Here is a 25961-nt window from a genome sequence, read left to right on the forward strand (position 1 = left end):
AGAACGATCAGCCGTCGCGCAGCGAGCGCAGGACGTCGCCGGTATGCAGCCCGAAGCTGCCCGACTCGCGATCGGCGAAGAAACAGCGCAGGGTCTGCCCGACCGTTGGGAACGCAATGTCGTCCCAGGGAATCTCGTGCTCTTCGAAAAGCCGCACTTCGAGGCTTTCCTCACCGGCGGCGATATCGATGTCGAGCAGGCGTGCGAGATAGAACAGATGCACCTGGTGCACGCGCGGCACGTTCAGGAGCGAAAAGAGGTTCTGCACCTCGACGCGCGCGCCGGCTTCCTCGAGCGTCTCGCGTGCCGCAGCTTCGGCGGTCGTCTCGCCCATCTCCATGAAGCCTGCGGGCAGCGTCCAGTAGCCGTAGCGCGGCTCGATCGCGCGGCGGCACAGCAGCACCTTGTCTTCCCAGACCGGAACCGTGCCGACCACGTTGCGCGGATTCTGATAGTGGATGGTGCCGCAGTGTGAGCAGACGTAGCGTTCGCGATTGTCGCCGGGCGGAATGAGCAGGCTGACCGCCTGACCGCAAGTCGAGCAGAATTTCATGGGCACGATAGGGGGATGGGTGATGCGAGTTTATCACCGCTCAGCGCCATCGCTCACGTGCCCTCATGTGCGAGCGAAGAAGTCGGCAAGGACGCCGCGCCTTGAAGGTCTGCATTGCATGAAGACCGTAAACGGAAAAAGGGTTACAGGCCAATGACCTGTAACCCTTTCGAATTCTGCTGGTTGCGGGGGTAGGATTTGAACCTACGACCTTCGGGTTATGAGCCCGACGAGCTGCCAGACTGCTCCACCCCGCGTCCGTCGAAGAAAAGATTATATGACAGTTTGCGCCGCGTTGCAACAACAAATGACGAGCGCCTTTCCACGCGGTTGCAAAAAGTTTGCAGGGCGCGCGTGAATGGCTTCCTGAATCGTCAGGATAGAATCAGGGCTCGGTCGGCGCAGTGCATGCTCTTCGCAACGTTCATGCTGCGCCTTTGCCTTCTACAGCGCACTGCGCTTCACTTGCCTCTTCCATGGACATTCCCCTCGATCTGCAATCGATAGCCGCCCAGGAGCACGCGCTGGTGTTTCCCCGTTTCGACGCCGATCGCGCCTGGCAGCTCGGCTCGCATCTGCATGAACTCGCGCGCGCTCGCGCGCTGCCCGTCGCCATCGATGTGCGTACCTTCGGCCAGCAACTCTTCTTTTGCGCGCTCGACGGCGCGACGCCCGACAACGCCGACTGGGTTCGCCGCAAGTCGCGCGTGGTCGAGCACTTTCGACGCAGTTCCTATGCGATCGGCCTGCGCATGCAGCAAACCGGCTCGACGCTCGCCGAAAAGCACGGCCTGCCGATCGCCGATTTCGCACCGCATGGCGGCTCGTTCCCGCTCACGGTGGCGGGGGCGGGCGTGATCGGCTCGATCACGGTCTCGGGCCTGCCGCAGCGCGCCGATCACGAAGTGGTGGTCGAAGCGCTTTGCGCGCAACTCGGTGTCGACTACGCGCAGCTCGCGCTCGCGAAGGTCTGACACGATGCGCATTCCTCCATTCTCAGCCTGGACCTGGCTCGTCATCGCGATCGTCGCGGAAGTCATCGCCACTTCGGCGCTGCGCGCGTCGGATGGCTTCACGCGGCTCGTGCCTTCGGCGATCGTCGTGATGGGGTATGGCATCGCGTTCTACGGGCTCTCGCTCACGTTGCGCAGTTTGCCGGTGGGTATCGTCTATGCGGTGTGGTCGGGCGTGGGCATCGTGCTCATCACGCTCGTGGCGATGGCGCTCTATCGGCAAGTGCCCGATCTTCCGGCCGTGCTCGGGCTCGGCCTCATCGTGGCCGGCGTGGTCGTGCTGAATCTGTTCTCGAAGATGCAGGCGCATTGAAAGACGGCGGCTGAACCGGCCACCGCATTGGCCACATTCGCGCCAGACGTTGCGTCTCGCGCGTAACATGGCCGGTTACCGCCGTGCGCCGCGTCGTCCCGCGGCGGCAGTGCTTTCTGCTGATTTTCCCCATTGGGGCTGGACATGATCATTCGTTTTCCCGCCGACGCGCCGCTCTATCGCGACGCGAATCTGACCGTGGTCTTTCCCGCACTCGTCGACGGCACACGCGTACCCTGCGCGATTTCCGTCGAGGCGCTCGAGGACCATTTCGGCGCGCTGCCGGCGAACCGCGACGCGTGGATGCAGGCGTTCGACGCCGGCCGTTCGCGCATCGAGGCTGTGGCGCGCGCCCATCTCGAACTCAGCAACGGCACGCCGGTGTTGCTCAAGAGCGGTCATTTTCCGCCCGGACGTCTGGACTCGTAGGCTTGGACTCGTAGTACGAGATACGCCCGTTCGGGCGTCACTGGAATACCCGGTTGCTGCAACCGTCTAGCGTCGCCATGAGCATCGTCGAACGCAAAGACCGCGAACTCCACACAAGGCACGCAGCGCGCGCGCATGGCCAGCGTGAGCGCATCCTCGACGCTGCGCGCCGCATCGTCATGCGCGAAGGCCTCGCCGCGCTCTCCATGCGCAAGATCGCCGACGCGATCGGCTATTCGCCTGCGTCCCTCTATCTGTATTTCGCCGGCCGCGACGAGATTGCCGAAGCGCTCGGCCGCGAAGGTTACGCGCAACTGCTCGCGGAGCTTGAACCGCTCGCACTGATCGCCGATGCGCGCGAGCGGCTACATGCGCTTGCGCACGCATATGTGGCGTACGGCTGCGACCATCCGCAGACTTACGAACTCATCTTCATGGCGCACAAGGCGCGCTCGGAGCACGTGGGGCCGGCCGCTCGCCGTCAGCGCGACGTGCCTGATTCAGCCGATGCAGCTGAAGCGAGTGACGCGGGAGCCGCGCAAGCCGGCGGCGCGCAGTTCTTTGCCGCCGCGCTCTCCGCGCTGACGCCGGCGAGCGGGGCGCGCATCGACGGCGCGATGCTTGCGCAATCGCTTTGGGCAACGCTGCACGGCGTGGTGATGCTCACGCTCTCTCGCGCCGGCTTTCAGCACGCGGCGCCTGGTCCATTGATCGACGCCACGCTCGATGCCTGGTTCGGTGCGCGCGCCGCTGCGGCTGCGTTGCCGGGCGCGCAAGCGCCAGGTGTGGCGTCGTGATAGCCTCAGTAAGTCTGTGATCGCGCCTCGTCCTGTTCAGGCGCCGCTCATCGTTCTGCCTTGCCAATCGCCATGCCACACGAAGCCAACGCAAGCCCGACCGCATCCGATACCGATTCCCATGTGCTTACGCGCGTCGCGAACCGCATCGGCTATATCGAACTCGAGCGTCCGCAGGCGCTCAATGCGCTCACCACCGCCATGGTCCGCACGATGCACGCAGCGCTCGATCGCTGGCGCGACGACCCGGGCGTGCTCGCCGTGATCGTGCGTACGCGCCACGCGCGAGCGTTCTGCGCCGGCGGCGACGTTCGCTTTCTGTATGAGTCGTATCGCGCGGGCGACCAGGCGGCGCTCGACACGTTCTTCGCCGACGAATATCGCCTCAACCACGCCATCTTCACCTTTCCGAAGCCGTACATCGCGATGCTCAACGGCGTGGTCATGGGCGGTGGCATGGGCATCTCGCAGGGCGCGCATCGCACGGGCGGGCTGCGGCTCGTGGGTCCGACCACGCGCATGGCGATGCCGGAGACGCGTATCGGCCTCTTTCCCGATGTTGGCATGGGCTGGTTCCTTGCGCGCACGCCTGGCGCGATCGGCCGCTATCTCGCCGTGACAGGCGAGACGCTCGATCAAGCCAGCGCGGTCTATGCGGGCCTGGCCGATGCGTCGCTCGACGAGTCCGCGTGGCCGGCGCTGCTCGATGCGCTGGAGAGCGAGCCGTTTGCGAGCGGCGCGGAAGTGGTTGCGCGCATCCGCCAGGCGGCGCTGCCAGCGCCTGAACTGCAGCGCCTCGCAGAAGGTTCGTTGCTGGCCACGGTTCGCGGCTGGATCGACCGGCATTTCTCGCTCGCCGATGTGCCGGCCATGCTGGCCTCGCTCGAAGCCGCGCGCCATGCGGGAGCAGGCGACCAGACACAATGGGCCGGCCAGATGGTGGACGTTCTGCGCGAGCGTTCGCCGCTTTCCATGGCGGTCTCGCTCGAGGTAGTGTCGCGCGCGGAAGGCACGATGGCCGATTGCCTGCGCCGCGACCTCGACCTCACGCGCTCGAGCTTCACGATTGGCGACGTGATGGAGGGCATACGCGCGCGCATCATCGACAAGGACAATCATCCGCATTGGCGCTTCGCGAATATCGAAGACGTGCGCCGCGAAGACGTCGAGCGGATGTTCGAGAGTCCCTGGAGCTTGATGGAGCACCCGCTGCGCGAACTCATCGGTTGAGCTTGCGAGGGCGAGGGAAGGGTGGGGGAGGCGTGAGGGAAAAGCGCGGCGGGAAAACTCGGGCCGCGCGTTGCGCACGGCCCGCAGGCGGGGTCAGTCTTCGGCAGTTTCGCTCATGAACGCGCGCATGAAAACCAGCGCGCCCCAGCCCCACATCGCATTCGAGGCGAAGCCCGTAGCAAGACGCGGCAGCATGTTGCCGGTCGGCCAGATGCCGCGCAGCGGATCGACGACGAACACCATCGCCGCGGTGAGCACGATGCCGCCGAACACGAAGGCCTGAACCCACGGCGCGGGCCGCGAAGGCGACACGCGCAGCAGCCACGCCATCAGCACCGCCCAGATGGCGCTCCAGATCGCATTCACGAGGAACTCGGGCAGCCCGAGCGGCTGGAACGGGTTCGTCGAAAATCCGGCCGCGTCGATGACCTGCGCGGCATGCAGGAGCGCGAGCGTCGCCTCGCGAAAGAAGAGCGACGCCAGAAAGCCGGATACGAACGGCAGAATCAGTTTTTGCATGGAATCTTGCGAGAGCTTGCTTGGCCTCGCCGCGCAATGAGCCTTATGGAGCGTGGTGTGCGCGGCGTGCCGGTGTTTTTGTGGGTGCGTGCGCCATTATATCGGCGCACGGTGCGCGCGAGGCGGACCGTATGCTAAAGCGTCGGGCAAAGCACGAAAGTGGAAAACCTAAGCTCAAAAAAATCGTTCTAAAGGGTGCGAGCCGTCCCTAGACTGGTTCCCCATGAAGACGGCGCCGCCGTCCCCGGGCGCTCCCGCGAGGCGCACGGGGAACGCGCCGGCGCATTCCGTCTGCTGTCGAATCCTTTCAATTGAGCCACGAGCGGCGCGTTCGTTTGCGCGGCGTGCCTTTGCCCGCTCGCTGACGGGCAGTCTTCCGATTCGTGTTTCGAAATGCAAAGCAGGAGCCATGCATGAATGTGTTCTGGTTTATCCCGACCCACGGCGACAGCCGCTATCTGGGCACGACCCAGGGCGCGCGCGCGGCCGATCTCGCGTATTTCCAGCAGATCGCCGTTGCTGCCGATACGCTCGGCTATGAAGGCGTTCTGCTGCCTACTGGGCGTTCGTGCGAGGACGCGTGGGTCGTGGCGTCGAGCCTCATCGCCGCGACACGGCGCCTGAAGTTTCTCGTGGCGATCCGCCCGGGTCTCTCGTCGCCAGCGCTTTCCGCACGCATGGCCGCCACGTTCGACCGGCTCTCCAATGGCCGCCTGCTCATCAACGTCGTGACGGGCGGCGATACGGCCGAGCTGGAAGGCGATGGCCTCTTCGTCGATCACGACACGCGCTACGAAATCACCAACGAGTTCCTGCACATCTGGCGCAAGCTGCTCGCGGCAGCGCACACGAACGAGGCGATCGACTTCGAGGGGCGCCATCTGCGCTCGGTAGGCGGCAAGGTTCTGTATCCGCCGGCGCAACGTCCGCATCCGCCGTTGTGGTTCGGCGGCTCGTCGCCGGCCGCGCACGCCATGGCAGGCGCGCACATCGACACGTATCTGACGTGGGGCGAACCGCCCGAAGCCGTCGCGCGCAAGATCGCCGACATTCGCGCGCGCGCCGCCGAACACGGACGCACGATCCGCTTCGGCATTCGCCTGCACGTAATCGTGCGAGAGACCGAAGACGAAGCGTGGGCCGCCGCCGACAAGCTCATCAGCCACCTCGACGACGAGACAGTTGCGCGCGCTCAGGCCGCGTTCGCGAAGATGGATTCGGAAGGCCAGCGCCGCATGGCCGCGCTGCACGGCGGCAAGCGCGGCACGCGCAAGGATCTCGAGGTGTATCCGAACCTGTGGGCAGGCGTGGGCCTCGTGCGCGGCGGCGCGGGCACGGCGCTCGTCGGCAATCCTGAACAGGTGGCCGCGCTCATGAAGGAATATGCGCAGCTTGGCATCGAGACGTTCATTTTGTCTGGCTATCCCCATCTCGAGGAATCCTACCGGTTCGCGGAACTCGTGTTCCCGCTGCTGCCTGGGCGCACGGCGAAGGGCGCGGGTGGCCCGCTTTCGGGACCGTTCGGCGAAGTGGTCGGCAATCACTATCTGCCGAAAGTGAGCCAGAGCTGAGACGCTCGAGACGGGCAATCGTGGAGGACGCAACGATGACACAATCCATAGTTACGGCCGCACCCGGCCCAGACGGCGCGCTGCGCGCCGCGCGGGCATTCGTGCGTGCGGGCCGGCGGCGACTCGCGCCCTGGCTCGTGCCGCTGGCGGTGCTGGTGATCTGGGAGATCGCCGCAAAGAGCGGCGCGCTTTCGACGCGCGTGCTGCCCGAGCCGCTCGCCGTGGTGCGGGCGGCCTGGTCTTTGATCGAGTCGGGCGAAATGTGGGCGGACGTCCGTGTGAGCACGTGGCGGGCGCTCTCTGGGTTCGCGATCGGCGGCGGAATCGGGCTCGTGCTCGGGCTGGCTACCGGGCTTTTCAAGCCCGTTGAGACCGCGCTCGATTCGACCGTGCAGATGGTCCGCAATATTCCGGCGCTCGCGATGATTCCGCTCGTGATTCTCTGGTTCGGCATCGGCGAGGAGGCGAAAGTCTTTCTCGTGGCGCTGGGCGTGTTCTTTCCCGTGTACGTGAACACGTACCACGGCATCCGCGCGGTGGACGCCAATCTCGTAGAGATGGCGCGCAGCTACGGGCTCAAGGGTTTCGCGCTCTATCGCGAGGTGATATTGCCGGGGGCGTTGCCTTCGATTCTCGTCGGCGTGCGCTTTGCGCTCGGCCTGATGTGGGTGACGTTGATCGTCGCCGAAACGATCTCCGCGCAGTCGGGTATCGGCTACATGACAATGAACGCGCGCGAGTTCCTGCAAACCGATGTGGTGGTGGTCGGCATCCTGCTGTATGCGGCGCTCGGCAAGCTCGCCGACTGGCTTGCGAAGTCGCTCGAGCGCGTGGCGCTGCGCTGGCACCCCGCTTATCAACAGGAGAACGAAGCATGAGCGCGAGCCAACTGGCGCCAAACTACGGCGTGGGGCGGGATGACTTGGAGCGCGTGCAGGCGCGCGAACGCAACGACAGGGCGCAAGCGGCGCGCGAGGGCGTGTCACTGCGTACGCATGCACATGACGCGGACTCTGCCGTTGCCCTTCGCGGAGTGGGAAAACGATACGGCGAGCGCACCGTGTTGAGCGGCTTCGACCTTGCGATCGAGCGCGGCAGTTTTGTGTCGATCGTCGGACGCAGCGGTTGCGGCAAGTCCACGCTGCTGCGCCTGATCGCCGGCCTCGAAACGCCGGACGAGGGCGCGGTGGAGCGGCGCGGCGCAGGCGGCTCGGCGCTCGATACGCGCATCATGTTTCAGGACGCACGCCTCTTGCCGTGGAAGACCGTCTTGCAGAACGTGATGCTAGGCCTCGGGCGCGGCGCTCGCGACGACGCCCGCGCGGTGCTCGACGAGGTGGGCCTGATCGCGCGCGCCGACGAGTGGCCCGCGCGCCTCTCGGGCGGCCAGCGCCAGCGCGTGGCGTTCGCCCGTGCACTCGTGCGTCGTCCGAGCCTGTTGCTGCTCGACGAACCGCTCGGCGCGCTCGACGCGCTGACGCGCCTCGAGATGCACGCGCTGATCGAACGCCTGTGGCGCGAGCATCGCTTCACTGCGCTGCTGGTGACGCACGACGTGCACGAAGCTGTTGCGCTGGGCGACCGCATTTTGCTCGTCGAGGCGGGGCGCATCGCGCTCGATCAGCGCGTGCCGCTGGAGCGCCCGCGTGCGCGCGTCGACGCACGCTTCGCCGCGCTCGAGGAGCGCGTGTTGCAGCGTGTGCTCGGCCACGGCCCACAGCAAGCCGTCGGGCAACCATCGGACACAGTGGCTTGAATCATCCATCAGGAATCCTTTTTTTTACACCCGAACTCACGGAGCCGAACCTATGAGCATTACCGCCATCAACGTGCGCAACCAGTTTCGCGGCAAGATCAAAGAAATCATTCGCGGGCCCGTCGTTTCGGAAGTCGATGTCGACACGGCGTTCGGCATCGTCACGTCGGTCATCACCACGCGCTCGATCGACGAACTCGAGTTGAAGGTGGGCTCGGAAGTGGTCGCGCTGGTGAAATCGACGGAGGTGTCGATCGCGCGCCTGTGAAGCGCGCGCGCCTCGGCGCCGCCTGCGAGTCGCGGCGGGCGGAAGTGCTAGCATGAACCGTCAGCAGAAGACGAAAGAGGCGAACATGGAGCCGAAGGGCATCGACATGGGCGACTACGAGGAGCGCTACAAGGACTACGACATCGAAGTCGCGGTCGAACAGGTGCTCACGGGCGTGAAGGCGCACTATCGCGTGCTGAAGGACGATACGGTCGTGGAGGACTGGCAACTCGTGCATATCACGCGCCTCTGGTCCACCGAGCACGCGGCGGCAGAGGCGGGCTTCGAAGCGGCGCGCGCGTGGATCGATGCGCGCGGCACGCAGGCGAGCTAGCGTTTGCCTTGCGAACCCGCGCCGGGTGACTGGCTTGCCCGGCGCGCTGCATCGGCGAACATGTCGCGTAGTTGCTGGCGCTCCGCGCCGGTCAAATGTGCGGCGGCGGCCGGCATCGTGAGTACCAGGTGCAGCGTGAGGTTGCCGCGCGAGCCGCTGCGGTCCGCGAGCCCAAGACCGGGCAGACGGATTGGCGTGCGCGCATTCGCGTTCGCCGGAATTTTCACTTCGAACGTGCGGCCGAGCACCTTTGCCTGAACGCCGCCGCCCAGCATGGCCGTCACGAAGTCGACGGGAAGTTCGCAAGCGAGATCGAGCCCGTTGCGCGTGAAGCCTGGGCCGCACACGATGGAGACCGAGAAAGTCGCGTCTCCCGGTGGGCCGCCGTTCACGCCGGGGTGGCCGCCACCGGCCACCACCAGACGCTGACCGTCCCATGCGCCGTGGGGAATCTCGACCACTTCCGACTTGCGCCATGTCTTTACGCCGGTGCCGTGACATTGTTCGCAAAGCGCGCCGCGATCTTCCTGTTCGCACGCAGGACACGGACCTCTGACAGGGTAGTGGGCTTGAACGCCGCCGCCATTGATCGCGACGTCGAGCGGCACGAATAACTCGACGAGGCAGTTTGCACCGCGCATGGGCGGGGCTGCGCGGCGCTGGCGCGGTTGAGCTTCACCGTTGCGGGTCTTGCTGGCCGGACTCGCGGCGCCAGTTGTCCTGGCCGTTGGCGCGATGCGCCTGCCGCTCAGAATCTCGAAGGCTTCCTGAATGAGCTTGAACACCGGCTCGACTGCCGCCTCGCGCCCCTTGTTGCGGTCCGGATGGTATTTCGCGCGCAGTTGACGGTAGGCGCGCTTGATCTCTGCCGGCGACGCAGTCTCCGGCAGTTGCAGCCGCCTGTAGTATTCCTCGAAGCTCAAAGGCGTTCCCGGGTGTATCTCGTGCACAGACGCAAAAGAGCCCGCAACCGGTGCGGGCTCAATTGTTCACTGCTGAATTCTTTGGGGTGGCTGATGGGACTCGAACCCTCGACAGCAGGAATCGCAATCGAGTCGCCTAACAGAAAATTCCGGTTGAAAATCAAAGCCCTATGATTCCAACTTCGGAATGGAACGCGCCATATCGCTGCGCACTGGCGTGGGTTTGCGAGGAGGCGTTCCGAAATTTCCGGCGTATTTTAGCTGGTCCCGGCGTTGGCGGGATGCTGTGTATCCAGAAAGAAGCCGCGAACGACAACGCGGCCAAGGGGTTACGCCCTCAACCCTGGTTTTCGATCTGATCGGCTAGCAGATTCAATGCGCGGGACACCTGACGGCCGAAGTAGCTCGGCCGCTCGCGCTCGTAGGCGCGCAACAGTTCGGTGCACTCGCGTTCCGGCCAGCGCCAGTGCGGCCCCTGTTTCGCAAACGCAGGATGATCGTGCAGTTCGGCTGGCACTTTGTGCTCATCCGTCCAGCCCCATAGATACGTTTGCTTTACACCGGAAAACGGCATGCCAACCTCGGCCGCTACCAGTGCGTCGTGGCGCATAGTGAAGTCGACGATTTCCGTTCGCACGTCCCCTTCGGTACCGGCGTGACGCGCCTCGATCCAGCAGTGATAGCGCGCAAGTTGCGACAGATGTTTCGCGGTGCGGCGCCGCTCGCGCGTCGAGCACAGGGCGTAGAGGTTTCCGTCGCCGAAATCCATCACCTCGCCGCCCGCAACGGGCCGATACCTCACGCCGGTCAACAGTGTCAGGAGCTGCGCGCCGACGATGGCGTAGTCGGCACAACGCATGTACCCGTCCTTGGTCGTTGCCTCCGACACGCTTCGATGAACCACTTCGTCAATCACCGGATGCAGCGCCCTGTCCACCGGCGCGGTCAGGATCGGGGTTTGGTTTGCCGTGACTGTGTCTCGCATTGTTGGCTATACGCGTGCGCATGGTTTAGGGGACGGAGTATAGCCTGGAATATTACCAAATGTTACGAGCCGGAAAGACAGCTAGTCCCGAAGCGACATTGGCTATGCTCTGTCGCGCTCGCGGGCTTTCCCTTGCGGCGGTCGTGGGCGGCGAAGTCGGGCGGTTACCTGTTACATCCATAGCGATGGCGCCCCATGTTACTATTTTCTTTCAATTTGAAAGGAGACTGCCGATGGGCTGGAACGTGCGCTTTACCGACTACCGTGGTTATGACCTTCATTCGGAAACCCTTGAGTGCCCCAATGAAATGTGGGTATGGCGCGCGAAAGTAAGCAGGGGCACAGATCGCGACATCGCTTCGAGTCAAGACCTGGAGACGAGCCACAGCACTCGGGACGATGCGGAAAGCGCCGGGTTCGCTTGGGGGCGCGCGATGGTCGATGAAATCTTGACAGGCTAGGCTCGTCGCTTATTTGCTGTCTCTAGCGCGCTCTGCGTCGCTCGTCCTTCGCACAGGTTTGTCCACAGTTTCTGTGGATAACTGCGCACTTTCGCCAAAACCTATTTCACTCGGCGCTCTCGTCGCATCGGAAGGCGCGAGAGCGAACGCTGCCGCGCGCTTCGCTTGTCGATCTCGTTGTAATACGTGGTCATCACTCCGCCGCTATGTGATTGGGCGGGATTGCCCAAGTCGCTAAAGGTTGTTGCCACAGCGGCCGATATAACGATTTCCGTGGCGCCTCCACATTCACTTAACAATCTCTAAAAATTCACCCTCGGTGGCGGTGTTAGATTGCAACCGGGAGGGAGAGCCAATGAATAATCACGTCATTCGCTACAAGGGATACATCGTCGATTTCACGCCGTTTGATGTTGGTAACGGAGAATTCGGTCCGCGGTGGGCCATCGCAATGGACGATACTGTCTGGGCCGGCAGTGTCCCGTTGTCTAGTGGCCGTTTGATGCATCGCGGTACCTACGAAGAGGCAACAGCAATCGGGAAGCTGCAAGCTTTGCAAATGATTGACCTCGACTAGTGCTGGGTGTCAGGTTACGCAACCACTGCGCTGCGTATTGATTGATCTCTCTCTCGTCGTAGTACTTAGCCATGTCCCTGCTGTTGCGCGGCAGGGATCTGGCGGCGCACGAATGTACTGAACGCTGCCTCGAAAATCCTGGGTCGTCCCTGACGCAAATGTGTGATTAACTTTCTCCCGCTCGCGCCCATGCGAGCGGCGTAGCAAGCGAAATCGGTGCAATGGTCCAGAGAATCATTGCCAGTCGTCGGGGACAAACTTTGGACATCGTTGACGAGCTCACAACTGCCTACGAGGCTTGGGTCGCGGCACGCGAAGGATTGGCGCGTGATCTGCCGCCGCTGATACTCGAAAACCCAAACGACGATTTGATACGCGCCCTGATTGCACGCGAGGTCGCTACCCATCGGCAATTCGTTGCTGCGAGAGATCGGGCAAATCTCATGACTTAGGCGACGGTTCAAAAGTGTTTCTTGCCTGGCTCGCGCTCACGACCCAGCCCGGCTCACTGCGGGGGCGCAATTCGCCCAGGACCTCAACATCTTCACGCAGCGCGCCAATGTTGCGGGGCACATGGGCGCAGACTGCTGCACGCCCGACGCATCTGTGCAGAACGTGCACACAAAAGATTGCTGACGACCTCGCAAGTCGATACCAAACCTATCTGAGCGGCAACTGAGCCGTCAAAGCGCAAGCAATCAAGCCAGCTTTCGAGCTGGCTTTTTTATTGGCCGCGGCGAGCGGCCTTTTCATTTCCGGGGGATTGGATGCGAGTCAGTGCAAGCGAGGCAACGAGTTACGCGAGCAGCGCTGTGTCGCCGGGCTCCGCGCTCACGCTGACCGACGCTGGCGTGATCGTCGGTGATGACATGCAGGCCGCGAAGACGACGCTGGCCGCGCGGATCAGCATCGAGCAGGGCATGGACGAGGCCGAGGCGAACGCGAAGCTCGAACTCGTTTCGGCCGAAGTGGCGAAACATCTAAACCTGGACGAATAGCCTTCGTTTTGCCGCCAGCGCCTACACCATGCCACATGGACGCCAGAAAGCAAAAAGCCCAGTCACGAGGACTGGGCTTTTTGCTTGAATTCTTTGGGGTGGCTGATGGGACTCGAACCCACGACGACAGGAATCACAATCCTGGACTCTACCAACTGAGCTACAGCCACCGCTGTTTTCTCAATTAGCGCTGCTTCGAAAGCGGCGTCAATCAAGAAGCAAGATTATATACATACTAAAGCTACCTTGCCTAGCCCTTTATTCAAGAATTTCGTCCGGAACGCGCAGATATTCGCGCGCCTCGTCGAAGATCGCGAGATCTGCCTTCGCGAGCTTGCGGCTGTCCGAGAGGATACGGCGCCATCCGCGCGCGCCGGCGACGCCGCGATAGAGACCCAGCGCATGGCGCACGATTGCGCCAAGGTAACTGCCGCGCGCGATCTCGCTCGCGCAGTACTCGATGAGCTTCGCTTCCACTTCCTCGCGCGTGAGCGCAGCATCGGTCGCGCCATAGAGGCGCGCATCGACGTCGGCGAGCACATAGGGGTTGTGGTAAGCCTCGCGGCCTAGCATCACGCCATCGACATGCTGTAGATGCTGCTCGACTTCGTCGAGCGTCTTGATGCCGCCGTTGATGATGATTTCGAGCTGCGGGAAGTCGCGCTTGAGCTGGTACGCGTAGTCGTACTTGAGCGGCGGGATTTCGCGGTTTTCCTTCGGGCTCAAGCCCTTCAGGATCGCGTTGCGCGCGTGCACGATAAAAACGTCGCAGCCCGCTTCGGCAATCGTGCCGACGAAGTCGCGCACGAACGCATAGTCCTCGACCGTATCCACGCCAATGCGGTGCTTGACCGTCACGGGCACGGATACGACATCGCGCATCGCCTTCACGCAGTCCGCCACCAGTTGCGGCTCGTTCATCAGGCACGCGCCGAACGCGCCGCGCTGCACGCGCTCGGACGGGCAGCCGCAGTTCAGGTTGATCTCGTCATAGCCCCATTGTTCGCCGAGCTTCGCGGCGCGCGCGAGGTCGTCGGGTTCGCTGCCGCCCAGCTGAAGCGCGACCGGCGCTTCGGCGGGCGTGAACGCGAGATGGCGCGGCACGTCGCCGTGAAGGAGGGCGCCCGTCGTCACCATCTCCGTATACAGCCACGTGTGCCGGGAGATGAAGCGATGCAGCGAACGGCAGTGGCGATCGGTCCAGTCCATCATCGGCGCGACAGAAGCGCGGCGGGGGCTGGCTTGACGGTTGGCGGACATGGCGATGGGAAACCGGGGAGTAACGGCTGACGTGGATCAACCTTGCATTTTAACGCATACGGGCCTGGCTCTTCGTACCCTTTGCGCACTGCGCCAATTTGCCGGATACCCAAGCAGGAAGCGCGCCCGATGGCCATTTTCGGCCGAAAAACCCTACGCACGTTATGTAATCCGCCTGCAATTTGCTGCAGCGCGCAAATTTTTTTGAGGGCACTTTTAGGGTCTGTTCGTCGCTCAGCCCCGTCAGAACTGCCTCACCGGATTGTTGTTGAACGGAGAATAGTAAATTCGGATTATCGCGATTATTTTCCGATAGTAGGTGTATACACTGAGTTTCGTTGACGCAGCTCGTGGGCACTGACCTCCCAGGCGCGGCGCCTTCCCGATCCGCAACTGAACCTGATATTGGAGTCCACCATGAAGACCAAACTCATCGCAGCGCTGCTGGTCGCAGCTACCGCTTCTGTTGCCGCTCCGGCGTTCGCCAGCGGCTACGGCCCGGCACCGTTCTATCGCCCGGACGTCGGCGCGCCCGCGTCGCAGCGTGGCCAGAGCGTCCAGACCGTGGCCGCCGAACGCGTCCAGGAACAAGGCGCGCAATCGGCTTACGGCGGTGTCGCCGGCTCGGCTTCGCAGTCGGGCAGCCACGCGAAGGCCACGGGCCCGCAATCGGTTTTCTTCGGCCAGTAAGTCGCGCCGAAGTTCCGATTCGTTGCCGAGCCGCCCGCGAGACGGGCGGCCTGAAAGCCGGATGTCGTTTCGACGTCCGGCTTTTTGCTTTTCTGTGTCCGGACTGGGTCTTTCCCCCCGGCGACGCTCAGGAAGCGGCGCGCACGCGCTTGTCGATCGCCTCGCGAATGCGGTCGAAGGCCGCGTCGAAGGCGTTGTCCTGGGTCGGAAAGCGGCCGGCGGCGATGCCGTCAATCGGCACGTTGCCGTTTTCGGCATCCGTGAGGCTCTGGATGATCTGCGTCGAGACGAAAAAGCCGGCTTCGTGGTCGCCGTCCACGCCGGCCGTCATGTCGAAACCCATGTATTCGTAGCTGCGTCGGTTTTCCATGCCGATTTCTCCTCGTAGGCGCATGTGCGGATTCTGGCACGTCCTCTGGCGAACGGCGCCGTGACCGGCCGGCACGTCCGTGCCGCATTCAGCAAATCCTGAAAAAATTCCCGCGGCGTGATAGTTTCGCCGTTTCCCAACCGAACTGATGGACAACGTTTCCATGGAATACCGCACACTCGGTGATACCGATATCAAGGTGAGCCTGATCGGGCTCGGTACGATGACGTGGGGCGAGCAGAACACGGAGCGCGAGGCGCACGAGCAGATCGACTACGCGCTCGACCAGGGCGTCACGCTGATCGATGCCGCCGAAATGTACCCCGTGCCGCCGCGCCCTGAGACGCAGGGACAGACCGAGCGCTTCATCGGGACGTGGCTCGCGCAGCATCGCGCGGCGCGCGAGCGTATCGTGCTCGCCACCAAAATTGCGGGCCCGGCGCGCCAGCCGCACAATCCGCAGCACATTCGCGGGCCGCAGAACCAGTTCGACCGCAAGAATCTGACCGAAGCGCTCGACGGCAGCCTGAAGCGCCTGCAGACGGACTACGTCGACCTGTATCAACTGCACTGGCCCGATCGCAGCACGATGACGTTCGGCCGCAGCATGTACCCGTATCTCGACGATGCATACACGGTGCCGATCGAGGAAACGCTCAGCGTGCTCGCCGATTTCGTGAAGGCGGGCAAGATCCGCCATATCGGCGTGTCGAACGGAACGCCGTGGGGCGTCGCGCAGTTCCTGCGTGCGGCCGAAAAGCTCGGACTGCCGCGCATCGTCAGCATCCAGAATCCGTACAGCCTGCTCAACCGCACGTTCGAAAGCGGCCTATCGGAGTTCGCACACCGTGAGGGCGTGGGCCTGCTCGCGTATTCGCCGCTCGCGTTCGGCTGGCTTTCGGGCAAGTACGAGGGCGGGGCGCGTCCGGAAGGCGCGCGCATCACGCGGTTCGAGCGCTTCAAGCGCTACAGCAAGCCGGAATCGTTGGCCGCGACGACGCGTTACGTGGAGCTCGCCCGCTCACACGGCTACACGCCCGCGCAGTTCGCGCTCGCGTTCGTCAATAGCCGGCCGTTCGTCACCAGCAATCTGATCGGCGCGACCTCGCTCGAGCAGTTGAAGGAAAATATCGCCAGCGCCGACGTCAAGCTCACGCCCGAACTGCTCGCGCAGATCGACGCGCTGCACGAGCAGCAGCCGAATCCGGCCCCTTAAAGGAGGAGGCGGAAGCCGTGTTACCCCTTGCCGGGCCGCGCGGCGCCGCGCGAGTCGCCAATTCCGCAAAATCGTTGGCGATTCGCAAGGCATACACTACGATCCAGCATGCGCCGCCCGGGGCGCCATCACGTCTCGCGTGACGGCGCCCCGTCGGCCGTCCATACGCTCAATCCCGGAGAATTTTTACAATGACGAGCGCACGTCCAGCGCAATCGCCCCCGTCTTACGGCTGGCCCATTTTTATTTTGCTGGCGGTGGCCGGCCTCTTCTACGTGAAGTGGTTCCCGTACTATCACCGCGCGTTTACCGCCGAGGAAACGCACTCCATCGGCAAATCGATCCTGATGGGCGGTTCGGCGACTGCCCCCGATCCCTCGCTCTCCGCCGCGCTCGATTACGCCTACGCGTACGGCAAGGCGATCTGGCAGGCCATGGTGCTTGGTCTGCTGCTCGGCTCCGGTGTGCAGGCGCTCCTGCCTGTGCAATGGGTCGCGCGCGTGCTCGGCCGGCGCGGCTTCGGCAGCGTCGCGGCGGGCGGCCTGCTCGCCGTGCCCGGCATGATGTGCACCTGCTGCGCCGCGCCCGTGGTCGTGGGCCTGCGCGCGCGCAATGCGTCGGCGGGTGGCGCGATTGCGTTCTGGCTCGGCAATTCCGTGCTCAATCCCGCCACGCTCGTGTTCATGGGCTTCGTGCTCGGCTGGCAGTGGAGTGCGTTGCGTCTCACGCTGGGCCTGCTGATGGTGTTCGGCCTTGGCTGGGTCTGCAACCGGCTCGTGACACCCGAGGAATCGCGTGCCGCCGACGACCGCCTCGCGCAACTCGCCCAGCAGCAGGCCGAAGGCGGCAACGTCTTCGTGCGCTGGGCGCGTATTTTTGCGCGCATGGCCGTGCGACTGGTGCCGGAATACATCGTGCTCGTGCTGTTGCTTGGCGCCGCTCGCGCATGGCTCTTCCCGCACATCGGCCCGGAAGTGACGAGCAGCCTTGGCTGGATCGTCACGTTCGCCGTGGTCGGCATGCTGTTCGTGATCCCCACGGCCGGCGAGGTGCCCATCATCCAGGCGATGCTGGCGCTCGGCATGGGCGTGGGTCCCGCGGGCGCGCTGCTGATGACGCTGCCGCCCGTGAGCGTGCCGTCGTTCGCGATGCTGGCGGGCTCGTTCCGGCCGCGCATGCTCGCCGTCGTGGGCACGACGGTGGTGTTCTTCGGCATCGCCGCCGGGCTCGCGGCGGTGGCTCTGGGCTTCTAGGGACGCTGGGGCGCGGCAAGCGTCATGCGTTCAGCGTTGGCATTCTTGTAATACGCGGGCGGTTCGCCGTCCGCCACGGAGCGGGCCGCGGCCCGAAAACCAGCATGGCAAAGCAAAAAACCAATCCGAAACTCGAGCAGGCGCTCACGCGCGGCGATCTCGCCATTCGCCAGGCCAATTCGGCCCGCGCCACGGCGGTGCTGCGTGCGCTCGGCAAGATGATCGTCGAGGCTTCGGCCACCATCGGCGTCGAGGCGGATACCTCGATTCCCGACGGCGATCGCATCTACGACCCGGCCGACGGTCTCTGGCCGCAGTCGCTGCTGGTTTCGCTCGATGGCCCGGTGGAGGAGTCGGATCCCGAAGAGATCCGCACGGTGCGTTTGCTCGCCCAGACCCAATCGACGATGTTCCGCGTGGAATGGCATCGCGCCGACGGCAAGGTCGGCCGCCAGGAAGGCGGCCCGTTCGCGACGGTCGCGTTTATTTCGGACGTCGATATTCCCTGGGGCGACGACGAAGACTGAACGCCTCGCGGTGCGGTTTCAGCGCATCATGCGCCGGCGGAACAGCACTGAAGCGATCGCGAATGGCACTACCACGTAGATCGCGAGCACCAGCAGGTGCAGACCGGCCTGCTCGACAGGCCGGTCGAGCATGGCGGGACGGATCAATGCAACGGCATGTGCGAGCGGTAGCATCAGCGTGATGTGCTGCGCGGCGGCGGGCAGTTGCGCGATCGGAAAGAACACGCCGGAGAGCAGCAGCATCGGCGTGAGCACGAGCGTCTGATAAAACATGAAGAAGTCGTAGGACGGCGCGAGCGCGGTGACGATCATCGCGCAGCTCGCGAACGCGAGGCCCGCGAGTGCGATCACGGGCAGCGCGAGCAGCATGGAAGGAAAGCTCGCGTAGCCGAGCAGGCCTGCCACCACCATGATCGCCACGCCCGAGAGCATCGACTTGCTCGCGGCCCACATCACTTCGCCGAGCACGACGTCGCCGAGCGTGAGCGGCGTGTGCATGATCGCTTCCCACGTGCGCTGCACGTGCATGCGCGAGAAGCCCGAGTACATCGACTCGAAGCTCGCCGACATCATCACCGAGGACGACACCGTGCCTGCCGCGAGAAACGCGATGTACGAGACGCCGTCGACGTGCCCGACCATCAGCCCGAGCCCGAAGCCGAGACCGAAGAGATAGATCATCGGGTCGGCGAGATTGCCGAACATCGACGCGAGGGCGAGCTTGCGCCAGACCAGATAGTTGCGCCGCCACACGGCCATCCAGTGCGTGGCGTTCGAAGGCAGCGCGGCGCGCGGCTCGCGCACGCTCGCATGCTCGGGGCGCGAGGGCGTCGGGTTGTTGGTGCGTGTCTGCATGGTGTCCTTGGCGGTTCGTGCGCCGCCGTCGATCTTGCTGTCTTTAATCCTGCCGCAGTTAATCCTGCATCTCGCGGCCCGTGAGCCGCAGGAACACGTCTTCGAGATTCGCGGGCCGGTGCAGGTAGCGCAAATCGGAGCGATGGCGCAGCTTCGCATGGACGGGCGCGGGGTCGTCGACATAGCAGAACAGCGTCTCGCCGCTGATCTCCGTGCGTTTCGCATCGGCTGCGAGTTCGTCGCGCAACGCGACCGGATCCGGTCCGTACACCTCGATCACATCGCAGCCGATCTCCGATTCGATGAGCGCCTTGGGCGCACCCTCGGCGATCTTGCGGCCCTCCTCGATCACGCAGACGCGATTGCAAAGCCGTTCGGCCTCCTCCATGAAATGCGTGGTGAGCAGAATCGTCTTGCCGCGCGCGAGCAGCGAGCGCAGCCGCTCCCAAATCAGATGCCGCGCCTGCGGATCGAGGCCCGTGGTGGGCTCGTCCATCACGAGCACGTCGGGGTCGTTCACGAGCGCGCGCGCGAGCGTGAGACGACGGCGCATGCCGCCGGAGAGTTCGCCCACCCGCGCGTCGGCCTTGCTTTCGAGGCGCGCGAATTCGAGCAGCGGCGCGACGAGGTCGCGCGTTTCGCGCGCGGACAAGCCGAAGTAGCGGCCGAACACGAGCAGGTTCTCGCGCACGGTGAAGTCGGGGTCAAGGTTGTCGAATTGCGGCACCACGCCCACGCGCTGGCGGGCATGACGCGCGCGCGCCGGCACGGGTTCGCCGCAGAGGCTGATGCGCCCCGCATCGGGCGCAACGATGCCGAGCAGCATGCGCAGCGTCGTGGTTTTCCCCGCGCCGTTCGGGCCGAGCAGCCCGAAGCATTCGCCGGGAACGACGTCGAACGACAGGCCGTTGACGACCGTCCTGTCTCCGTAATGTTTGATGACCTGCTCGAATTCGATGGCGGGTGCGGGCATGGACCGGTTGAACGTGAGTCGAACGGGCGTCGCGCGAGTCGCTCGAAGAGTCGATCGAAAAATCGCACGAAACAAGGCGGCCCATTTTAGTGCATTGCTGCGTGGCGGGTCGGGCGTCGCTTCGAAGCCGCTGGACAACGCGCGAGACGAATGCATGTCACGGCAAGCATTCAGCAGTGCGCAAGATGCGTGCGCGGTTCGGGGCGCCGTGGCGCTTTTCGATGCACACCTGGCGTTTTCCAGCCCTTGCGTGTGGAATTGCGGCGCACCATCATAAGAATCGCACAGCCTGCAAATCACGCGGGCGGGGAGAAGCGATCATGGCGAGCTATAAAAAAATTCTGCTCTGTTACGACGGCTCGCGCGAAGGCCGCAAGGCACTGCGTTGCGGCGCCGATCTTGCGCTCGATCTGCAGGCCGAGACGCACTTGCTCTCGGTCGTCGACATGCGTTCGACGATCGCCCAGAGCGCGGGGCTGCTGACCGATGTGGCCTGCGGCCGCTTCGAGGAAACGGCGCGCGAAATCCTTCAGGAAGGCGTGGACTGGCTCACCGAGCGTGGCGTGCGCGCCCAGGGGCACTTCGCGTTCGGTCATCCGATCGACGAAATCGCGAATCTGGCCAACGAGCTGAATGCCGACCTCGTGGTGGTGGGCCACCGCTGCCGCACGGGGCTCTCGCGCTGGTGGATGGGCGCGGGCAATACGCCGCTGCTCGACCGCGTATCGTGCAGCATTCTCGTGGCGTGTTCGTCGGCGGCTGAGGAAAAGCAGCAGCAAGCCGCCGCGTAGGGGATCAAGCGGGCCGGCTCGCACAGAACCGGCCCGCTTCCATTTCCGCTTTCGCTTTCACTTCCGATCCGTCTCAGTTCGAGACGTTTCCTTCGTTTAGCTCGACCGCCGAGAGCTTCCACGAGAAGAGCCCGTGACGTTGCAGGATGGCGGCGTAGTGCTCGCCCGTGCTGCCACGGTCCCATGTGAGCGCGAACTCATTGAGGCCGCGATAGCCGGCCGTGGTAACGGGCCGAGCCTCGGGCGCGGGGTTGCCGGATGCCGCTGGGGCAGGTGCCGGGGCGGAGGCGGGTGCCGATTGCGCTGATTGCGCCGGTTCTGTCGTTTCCGTGCCGGATTCCGCTGGCGGCGGCGCGTGCGGCCGGTCGCCGGGCTTGCCCGTCGGCGGCATCCCATCGAGCAGTGCTGCCACACCTTCAGGTGTTGCGTAAGCGTCCACAAGCGGACTGATCAGTGCCGCGCCGATCACGGCGCCGAGGATCAGCAACGGATTGCTGCTGTGCTGCCCCTCGACGCGCCGATGCAGCATCTCGCCGACCTGTTGTTTCAGGCTCAAGCGCAGCGCAGGGTAATCGACGTACTCGTTGAGCGCGACGGCGTCACGCGCGTCGGCGGCCGCCTTCATGTGTTTCACCGCGATATAGGGCGACGCATAGGCGTAGCCGATCGCGGCAACAACCATGGCGAGCGCGACCGTGATCGCGACGGGCTTTTTCCAGCCTTGGGTCTTACGCGGGGTCGAGAGAGATTCCGTCATCGGCATAGGGCAAATCGTTTAAACACGGTGTTGACCGCAAACCAGGCCAAACGATCCCGCCCGTAACCTCTTCTCACATTTCAGCTGCGTTCCTGCTTACTTCGCGAGCGCTGCGGGCAGGTCGCTGTGCTGCTCGGCGATGCAGCGGTCGATCGCGCGGCAAACCGCGTCGACCGTGCCGACGAGAATGAGCCGCGACGGACCCTGATAGACGCGCACGGGCGCACGGCGCATGGGCTGTTCGGTATTGAGCGTGCTGTTGAGCGACACGCGCGCAAACGCAGGCTGGGCCGAGGGCAGCACCGGCAGGTCGGCCGTGCTGGCCGCCACCATCTCTGGCGAGTCTTCGAAGAGCGAGCCGCTCAGTGCGGCAGCCGAACCGCGGACTTCGCGGACCGCGCACGAGGCGATGCCGCGGAGATGGCGAAGACGGCCGAATTGGCGGAAGGGCAGCAAGCGGGCAAGGCGTTCCATGACTCTCTCCAGGTAGTGCGCAGACAGTGCGTGCGCAAACTGCGCTCAAACGGATTACTTAGAATTCGGTGGGGCGGATCAGCCCGACCGCGATGCCTTCGAGCGCGAATTCCGCGCTGCCGGCCTCGACGAAAATATTGTCGTAATCGGGGTTCTCGGCGATCAGCTCGAGCCCGTTCGGACGGCGCTTCAGGCGCTTCACGGTGACGTCGTCGCCAAGACGCGCCACGATGATCTGGCCGTCTTTCGCTTCGGCCTTTTTCTGCACGGCGAGCAGGTCGCCGTCGAGGATGCCGGCGTCGCGCATCGAAAGGCCGCGCACCTTCAAGAGGTAGTCGGGGCGGCTCGAGAAGAGCGCTGGGTCGCACATGTAGTTCTGCGAGATGTGCTCCTGCGCGAGGATCGGGCTACCCGCTGCGACGCGGCCAACGAGCGGCAGCGAGAGCTGCATGATGCTCGGGTGCGGGAGCGTGAACTGGTGCGGCAGGTCGTCGGGCCCCGGCACGAGGCGGATGCCGCGCGAGGCGCCCGCAGCCAGTTCGATCACGCCTTTGCGCGCCAGCGCGCGCAGATGCTCCTCTGCGGAGTTGGCCGAGCTGAAGCCGAGTTCCGCCGCGATCTCGGCGCGCGTGGGCGGGAAGCCCGTGCGCTCGATGGCCCGGCGAACCAGATCGAAAACCTGCTGCTGTCGTGCGGTGAGTTTGGTCATGGCGCCACTGTATGTTTGAACAGGTAACTGTATTTTTATACAGTACTCGCCACTTTTCAAGTGTTACTTGAAGTTCTCCAACTGAGCGTTGCCATCACGCCGCTTTCCCGCGTTTGCGTGGATGAAACCGCGCTCCAGCAGCGACTTCCTCTGTCCTTACCACTTTTGCGTATTAAAAAATGAGAAAACATCATTTTTAATAATGTAAGCGGATCGCTAGACTGGCCTCCATCGTTAGCTCCATTTCACCAATGAGCGCAAACGAGCACACACGAAAACGGAGAACAGATAGATGGGCACGACACATACGGGGCGCGCGGGCTGGCTGAAAACACTGGCGGCAAAACTGGTGATCGGCGTTGCGCCGCTCGTCGGAGTCACGGCGATGGCGGCCATCGTGCCTGTCGCCGCTCACGCGGATACGTCGCTGCTCAACGTCTCCTACGATCCGACGCGTGAGCTGTACCAGGACATCAACGAAGCCTTCATCAAGCAGTGGAAGGCGAAGACGGGCGAATCGCTCACCATCAAGCAGTCGCATGGCGGCTCGGGCGCACAGGCGCGCTCGGTGCTAGACGGCCTGCAAGCCGACGTCGTGACGCTCGCCCTGGCATGGGACATCGACGCGCTCGCCAACAAGGGCATCGTCGGGAAGGACTGGCAAAAGCGCCTGCCCGACAACGCCTCGCCGTACACGTCGACCATTGTGTTCCTGGTACGCAAGGGCAACCCCAAGCACATCAAGGACTGGGACGATCTGACCAAGCCCGGCGTCTCGATCGTCACGCCGAATCCGAAGACCTCCGGCGGCGCGCGCTGGAACTACCTCGCGGCGTGGGCGTATGCGCTGCACCAGCCGGGCGGCAACGAGCAGAAGGCGAAGGACTTCGTCACGAAGCTCTACAAGAACGCGGGCGTGCTCGACTCGGGCGCGCGGGGAGCCACGACGAGCTTCGTGCAGCGCGGCATCGGCGATGTGCTGATTGCATGGGAGAACGAAGCATTCCTCTCGCTCAAGGAGTTCGGCCCGGACAAGTTCGAGATCGTGGTGCCTTCGGTGAGCATTCTGGCTGAACCGCCGGTTGCCGTGGTGGACAAGGTCGTCGACAAGAAGGGCACGCGCAAGGAAGCCGAGGCCTACCTGCAGTTCCTCTATAGCGAAGAGGGCCAGGAGATTGCCGCAAAGAACTTCTACCGTCCGCGTTCGGACAAGGTTCCGGCGGCGCTCACGGCGAAGTTTCCGAAGCTCAAGCTCTACACGGTCGACGACACGTTCGGCGGCTGGACCAACGCGCAGAAGACGCATTTCGCAGATGGCGGCGTGTTCGATTCGATCTATCAGCCGCAGTAAGTCACGCAACAACGCGGTACTGCAGTACCGGTCAGCAGTCGATAACGACGCGGCCACATAACAACAAAGCGCGCCCACGGGTGCGCTTTTCGGCGCCGCCAGGGAACCCGGCAAGCGCGCAACCCATGTCTGGACGAAGAGCATGACAACGTTACGATTGCGCAAGCCCAGTGCGCTGCCTGGCTTCGGCTTGACGCTCGGCATCACGGTGGCTTACCTGAGCCTCGTGGTGCTCATTCCGCTTGCCGCCACCTTTCTCAAGACGGCGACACTCGACTGGAGCCAGTTCGTGCGCGCCGTGTGGTCGCCGCGCGTGATCGCGTCGTACCGGCTCACGTTCAGCGCCGCGCTCGGCGCGGCGCTGATCAATGCGGCATTCGGTTTCCTGCTCGCGTGGGTGCTCGTGCGCTATACGTTCCCGTTCAAACGGGTGATCGATGCGCTCGTCGATCTGCCGTTCGCGCTGCCCACTTCCGTGGCCGGCATTTCGCTCGCCGCCGTGTATGCGGGCAATGGCTGGATCGGCCAGTTCCTGCAGCCGCTCGGTCTGAAGATTGCCTTCACGCCGCTCGGCGTGCTCGTGGCGCTGACCTTCATCGGCTTGCCGTTTGTCGTGCGCACGGTGCAGCCGGTGCTCGAGGACTTCGAGCGCGAACAGGAAGAGGCCGCCGCGTGCCTCGGCGCCTCGCGCTGGCTCACGTTCCGCCGTGTCGTGCTGCCCGCGGTGCTGCCGGCGCTCCTCACCGGCTTCGCGCTCGCGTTCGCGCGCGCGCTGGGCGAGTACGGTTCGGTCATCTTCATCGCCGGCAACGTGCCGATGAAGTCGGAGATCACGTCGCTGCTCATCATCACGAAGCTCGAACAGTACGACTATGCGGGTGCAACGGCGCTCGCCGTGATGATGCTCTGCGTGTCGTTCGTCATGTTGCTGCTCATCAATTCGCTGCAGTGGTATTTGCAGCGCCGCACGAGCCGGGGTGTAACGGCCGGCAGCGCGCCGAATGCCGCGGTGGGCGCAACCGTCGCGGGAGGTGCGCAATGAGCACGTTGCCGCAACAACGAAGCACGCGCCGGCCTGACCCGGTCACCGAATCACCGTGGGTGCGCTGGCTCCTGACTGGCATCGCGCTCGCGTTTCTCGCGCTGTTTCTCGTGGTGCCGCTCGTCGCCGTGTTCTGGCAGGCGCTGTCGAAGGGCATCGGCTTTTACTTCACGTCGCTCGTCGATCCCGACGCGCTCTCCGCGATCAAGCTCACGCTCATCACCGCGGCGATCGCGGTGCCGTTGAATCTGGGCTTCGGCCTCGCGGCCTCGTGGGCGATCGCGAAGTTCGAGTTTCGCGGCAAGGCGCTGCTCACCACGCTGATCGACCTGCCGTTTTCAGTTTCGCCCGTGATTTCAGGTCTCATCTACGTGCTGATGTTCGGCGCGCAGGGCTGGCTCGGGCCGTGGCTCGAAGACCACAACGTGCAGATCATCTTCGCGGTGCCGGGCATCGTGCTCGCCACGATCTTCGTGACGTTCCCGTTCGTCGCGCGCGAGCTGATTCCGCTGATGCAGGCGCAGGGCAACGACGAAGAAGAGGCCGCGCATGTGCTGGGCGCCTCGGGCTGGCAGATGTTCCGCCGCGTGACGCTGCCCAATATTCGCTGGGGCTTGCTGTACGGCGTGATTCTTTGCAATGCGCGCGCGATGGGCGAGTTCGGCGCGGTGTCGGTGGTGTCGGGCCATATTCGCGGCCAGACCGACACGATGCCGCTGCACGTCGAGATCCTCTACAACGAGTACAACTTCGCGGCGGCGTTCGCCGTGGCGTCGCTGCTCGCGTTGCTCGCGCTCGTCACGCTCGGGCTGAAGCTCCTCGCGGGGCGCCGCCTTTCCGCGGAATTGCGCGGCGCGGACGAGGTTCCCGCCTACGCCGGCCCGCAACCTGTGGCCGTGCAACACGTTTCACAACACGCAGCGCCTCGCGCCGTGCGCCAACCGATTCAAGTAGGGGAGCAGTAAA

Annotated in this window: 32 protein-coding genes and 2 tRNA genes; 21 read left to right on the top strand and 13 right to left on the bottom strand. The window is 64.2% G+C overall.

Annotated elements, in window-relative coordinates; genetic code table 11:
• Positions 1-7: 7 nt before the first annotated feature.
• Positions 8-553 carry an NUDIX hydrolase gene (locus tag E1N52_RS18735; protein WP_133184244.1) on the bottom strand — a complete coding sequence of 182 codons (546 nt, stop codon included), beginning with the start codon at positions 551-553 and terminating at the stop codon, positions 8-10.
• A gap of 180 nt (positions 554-733) precedes the next feature.
• Positions 734-810, bottom strand: a tRNA-Met gene (locus tag E1N52_RS18740).
• 219 nt (positions 811-1029) lie between these two features.
• Between E1N52_RS18740 and E1N52_RS18745 the strand changes: the two genes are divergently transcribed.
• The 5 genes from E1N52_RS18745 (at position 1030) to E1N52_RS18765 (ending at position 4335) form a co-directional block, all read left to right on the top strand.
• Complete coding sequence (locus E1N52_RS18745; RefSeq protein WP_133184245.1) at positions 1030-1527, top strand: heme-degrading domain-containing protein; 498 nt, start codon at positions 1030-1032, stop codon at positions 1525-1527.
• Positions 1528-1531: 4 nt separating this feature from the next.
• On the top strand, positions 1532-1879 hold the full coding sequence (locus tag E1N52_RS18750; protein ID WP_133184246.1) for a DMT family transporter: 348 nt from the start codon (positions 1532-1534) through the stop codon (positions 1877-1879).
• A gap of 144 nt (positions 1880-2023) precedes the next feature.
• Entirely contained in the window at positions 2024-2308 is a 285-nt protein-coding gene (locus E1N52_RS18755; protein WP_069267565.1) for a DUF1488 family protein, read from the top strand.
• A gap of 77 nt (positions 2309-2385) precedes the next feature.
• Complete coding sequence (locus E1N52_RS18760) at positions 2386-3105, top strand: TetR/AcrR family transcriptional regulator (RefSeq protein ID WP_133184247.1); 720 nt, start codon at positions 2386-2388, stop codon at positions 3103-3105.
• Positions 3106-3177: 72 nt separating this feature from the next.
• Positions 3178-4335, top strand: coding sequence for an enoyl-CoA hydratase/isomerase family protein (locus tag E1N52_RS18765; protein WP_133184248.1), 1158 nt, complete (start codon positions 3178-3180; stop codon positions 4333-4335).
• Between the two features lie 93 nt (positions 4336-4428).
• On the opposite strand, the gene E1N52_RS18770 is transcribed toward E1N52_RS18765, so the two are convergent.
• On the bottom strand, positions 4429-4854 hold the full coding sequence (locus tag E1N52_RS18770) for a hypothetical protein (protein WP_069267614.1): 426 nt from the start codon (positions 4852-4854) through the stop codon (positions 4429-4431).
• Between the two features lie 413 nt (positions 4855-5267).
• Here E1N52_RS18770 and ssuD point away from each other — a divergent pair, with 413 nt between their 5' ends.
• The 5 genes from ssuD to E1N52_RS18795 all read left to right on the top strand — a co-directional run bounded on the left by ssuD (position 5268) and on the right by E1N52_RS18795 (position 8783).
• Positions 5268-6425 (top strand): FMNH2-dependent alkanesulfonate monooxygenase, encoded by a 1158-nt coding sequence (gene ssuD / locus E1N52_RS18775; RefSeq protein WP_133184249.1) that lies wholly within the window; start codon positions 5268-5270, stop codon positions 6423-6425.
• A gap of 35 nt (positions 6426-6460) precedes the next feature.
• A complete protein-coding gene (gene ssuC, locus E1N52_RS18780; protein WP_133184250.1) occupies positions 6461-7303 on the top strand; it encodes an aliphatic sulfonate ABC transporter permease SsuC in 843 nt (280 codons plus the stop codon).
• Positions 7300-8181, top strand: coding sequence for an ATP-binding cassette domain-containing protein (locus E1N52_RS18785; RefSeq protein WP_133184251.1), 882 nt, complete (start codon positions 7300-7302; stop codon positions 8179-8181). The genes ssuC and E1N52_RS18785 overlap by 4 nt, the downstream gene beginning before the upstream one ends.
• A 52-nt stretch (positions 8182-8233) precedes the next feature.
• A complete protein-coding gene (locus E1N52_RS18790) occupies positions 8234-8449 on the top strand; it encodes a TOBE domain-containing protein (protein WP_028204871.1) in 216 nt (71 codons plus the stop codon).
• 85 nt (positions 8450-8534) lie between these two features.
• The gene (locus E1N52_RS18795) at positions 8535-8783 is read left to right on the top strand and encodes a DUF6566 family protein (protein ID WP_133184327.1); all 249 of its coding nucleotides are present in this window, start codon (positions 8535-8537) and stop codon (positions 8781-8783) included.
• Here E1N52_RS18795 and E1N52_RS18800 read toward each other — a convergent pair.
• Both E1N52_RS18800 and E1N52_RS18805 read right to left on the bottom strand, forming a co-directional pair.
• Entirely contained in the window at positions 8780-9706 is a 927-nt protein-coding gene (locus tag E1N52_RS18800; protein ID WP_133184252.1) for a DnaJ C-terminal domain-containing protein, read from the bottom strand. The genes E1N52_RS18795 and E1N52_RS18800 overlap by 4 nt on opposite strands.
• 337 nt (positions 9707-10043) lie before the next feature.
• Entirely contained in the window at positions 10044-10691 is a 648-nt protein-coding gene (locus E1N52_RS18805; protein WP_133184253.1) for a hypothetical protein, read from the bottom strand.
• Positions 10692-10924: 233 nt separating this feature from the next.
• Between E1N52_RS18805 and E1N52_RS18810 the strand changes: the two genes are divergently transcribed.
• From E1N52_RS18810 to E1N52_RS18820, 3 genes are all read left to right on the top strand, one after another.
• Entirely contained in the window at positions 10925-11152 is a 228-nt protein-coding gene (locus E1N52_RS18810; protein WP_133184254.1) for a hypothetical protein, read from the top strand.
• 355 nt (positions 11153-11507) lie between these two features.
• A complete protein-coding gene (locus E1N52_RS18815) occupies positions 11508-11729 on the top strand; it encodes a hypothetical protein (protein ID WP_069267557.1) in 222 nt (73 codons plus the stop codon).
• A gap of 767 nt (positions 11730-12496) precedes the next feature.
• A complete protein-coding gene (locus tag E1N52_RS18820; protein WP_133184255.1) occupies positions 12497-12727 on the top strand; it encodes a hypothetical protein in 231 nt (76 codons plus the stop codon).
• Between the two features lie 94 nt (positions 12728-12821).
• Here E1N52_RS18820 and E1N52_RS18825 read toward each other — a convergent pair.
• Together E1N52_RS18825 and dusA are read right to left on the bottom strand one after the other, a co-directional pair.
• Positions 12822-12897: transfer RNA gene (locus tag E1N52_RS18825), tRNA-His, on the bottom strand.
• Between the two features lie 88 nt (positions 12898-12985).
• The gene (gene dusA / locus E1N52_RS18830) at positions 12986-13987 is read right to left on the bottom strand and encodes a tRNA dihydrouridine(20/20a) synthase DusA (RefSeq protein WP_133184256.1); all 1002 of its coding nucleotides are present in this window, start codon (positions 13985-13987) and stop codon (positions 12986-12988) included.
• 417 nt (positions 13988-14404) lie between these two features.
• On the opposite strand from dusA, the gene E1N52_RS18835 reads away from it, so the two are divergent.
• Positions 14405-14677 (top strand): hypothetical protein, encoded by a 273-nt coding sequence (locus E1N52_RS18835; RefSeq protein ID WP_133184257.1) that lies wholly within the window; start codon positions 14405-14407, stop codon positions 14675-14677.
• A 127-nt stretch (positions 14678-14804) separates the two neighbouring features.
• Here E1N52_RS18835 and E1N52_RS18840 read toward each other — a convergent pair whose 3' ends face one another.
• Complete coding sequence (locus E1N52_RS18840) at positions 14805-15047, bottom strand: hypothetical protein (RefSeq protein ID WP_133184258.1); 243 nt, start codon at positions 15045-15047, stop codon at positions 14805-14807.
• 163 nt (positions 15048-15210) lie between these two features.
• Between E1N52_RS18840 and E1N52_RS18845 the strand changes: the two genes are divergently transcribed.
• From E1N52_RS18845 to E1N52_RS18855, 3 genes are all read left to right on the top strand, one after another.
• Positions 15211-16263 (top strand): NADP(H)-dependent aldo-keto reductase, encoded by a 1053-nt coding sequence (locus E1N52_RS18845; protein ID WP_133184259.1) that lies wholly within the window; start codon positions 15211-15213, stop codon positions 16261-16263.
• 191 nt (positions 16264-16454) lie between these two features.
• Complete coding sequence (locus E1N52_RS18850; protein ID WP_133184260.1) at positions 16455-17516, top strand: permease; 1062 nt, start codon at positions 16455-16457, stop codon at positions 17514-17516.
• Between the two features lie 104 nt (positions 17517-17620).
• Entirely contained in the window at positions 17621-18043 is a 423-nt protein-coding gene (locus E1N52_RS18855) for a hypothetical protein (protein WP_042268617.1), read from the top strand.
• An 18-nt stretch (positions 18044-18061) separates the two neighbouring features.
• Here E1N52_RS18855 and E1N52_RS18860 read toward each other — a convergent pair whose 3' ends face one another.
• Positions 18062-18898, bottom strand: coding sequence for an ABC transporter permease (locus tag E1N52_RS18860; RefSeq protein ID WP_133184261.1), 837 nt, complete (start codon positions 18896-18898; stop codon positions 18062-18064).
• A 58-nt stretch (positions 18899-18956) separates the two neighbouring features.
• Positions 18957-19871, bottom strand: a complete 915-nt coding sequence (gene nodI / locus E1N52_RS18865; protein ID WP_133184262.1) for a nodulation factor ABC transporter ATP-binding protein NodI — start codon at positions 19869-19871, stop codon at positions 18957-18959.
• Between the two features lie 320 nt (positions 19872-20191).
• Here nodI and E1N52_RS18870 point away from each other — a divergent pair, with 320 nt between their 5' ends.
• The gene (locus E1N52_RS18870; protein WP_069267551.1) at positions 20192-20662 is read left to right on the top strand and encodes a universal stress protein; all 471 of its coding nucleotides are present in this window, start codon (positions 20192-20194) and stop codon (positions 20660-20662) included.
• A 73-nt stretch (positions 20663-20735) separates the two neighbouring features.
• Here E1N52_RS18870 and E1N52_RS18875 read toward each other — a convergent pair whose 3' ends face one another.
• The 3 genes from E1N52_RS18875 to lexA all read right to left on the bottom strand — a co-directional run bounded on the left by E1N52_RS18875 (position 20736) and on the right by lexA (position 22602).
• A complete protein-coding gene (locus E1N52_RS18875) occupies positions 20736-21419 on the bottom strand; it encodes a DUF2939 domain-containing protein (RefSeq protein WP_133184328.1) in 684 nt (227 codons plus the stop codon).
• Between the two features lie 96 nt (positions 21420-21515).
• On the bottom strand, positions 21516-21893 hold the full coding sequence (locus E1N52_RS18880; RefSeq protein WP_133184263.1) for a hypothetical protein: 378 nt from the start codon (positions 21891-21893) through the stop codon (positions 21516-21518).
• Between the two features lie 58 nt (positions 21894-21951).
• On the bottom strand, positions 21952-22602 hold the full coding sequence (gene lexA, locus E1N52_RS18885) for a transcriptional repressor LexA (RefSeq protein ID WP_042268621.1): 651 nt from the start codon (positions 22600-22602) through the stop codon (positions 21952-21954).
• 292 nt (positions 22603-22894) lie between these two features.
• Here lexA and E1N52_RS18890 point away from each other — a divergent pair, with 292 nt between their 5' ends.
• The 3 genes from E1N52_RS18890 (at position 22895) to cysW (ending at position 25960) form a co-directional block, all read left to right on the top strand.
• A complete protein-coding gene (locus E1N52_RS18890) occupies positions 22895-23953 on the top strand; it encodes a sulfate ABC transporter substrate-binding protein (RefSeq protein ID WP_133184264.1) in 1059 nt (352 codons plus the stop codon).
• Between the two features lie 142 nt (positions 23954-24095).
• Positions 24096-24995 (top strand): sulfate ABC transporter permease subunit CysT, encoded by a 900-nt coding sequence (gene cysT / locus E1N52_RS18895; protein ID WP_133184265.1) that lies wholly within the window; start codon positions 24096-24098, stop codon positions 24993-24995.
• The gene (gene cysW, locus E1N52_RS18900) at positions 24992-25960 is read left to right on the top strand and encodes a sulfate ABC transporter permease subunit CysW (protein WP_133184266.1); all 969 of its coding nucleotides are present in this window, start codon (positions 24992-24994) and stop codon (positions 25958-25960) included. The genes cysT and cysW overlap by 4 nt, the downstream gene beginning before the upstream one ends.
• Position 25961: the final 1 nt, after the last annotated feature.

The organism is Paraburkholderia guartelaensis (assembly GCF_004353905.1).
GTDB classification, from domain to species: Bacteria; Pseudomonadota; Gammaproteobacteria; order Burkholderiales; family Burkholderiaceae; genus Paraburkholderia; species Paraburkholderia guartelaensis.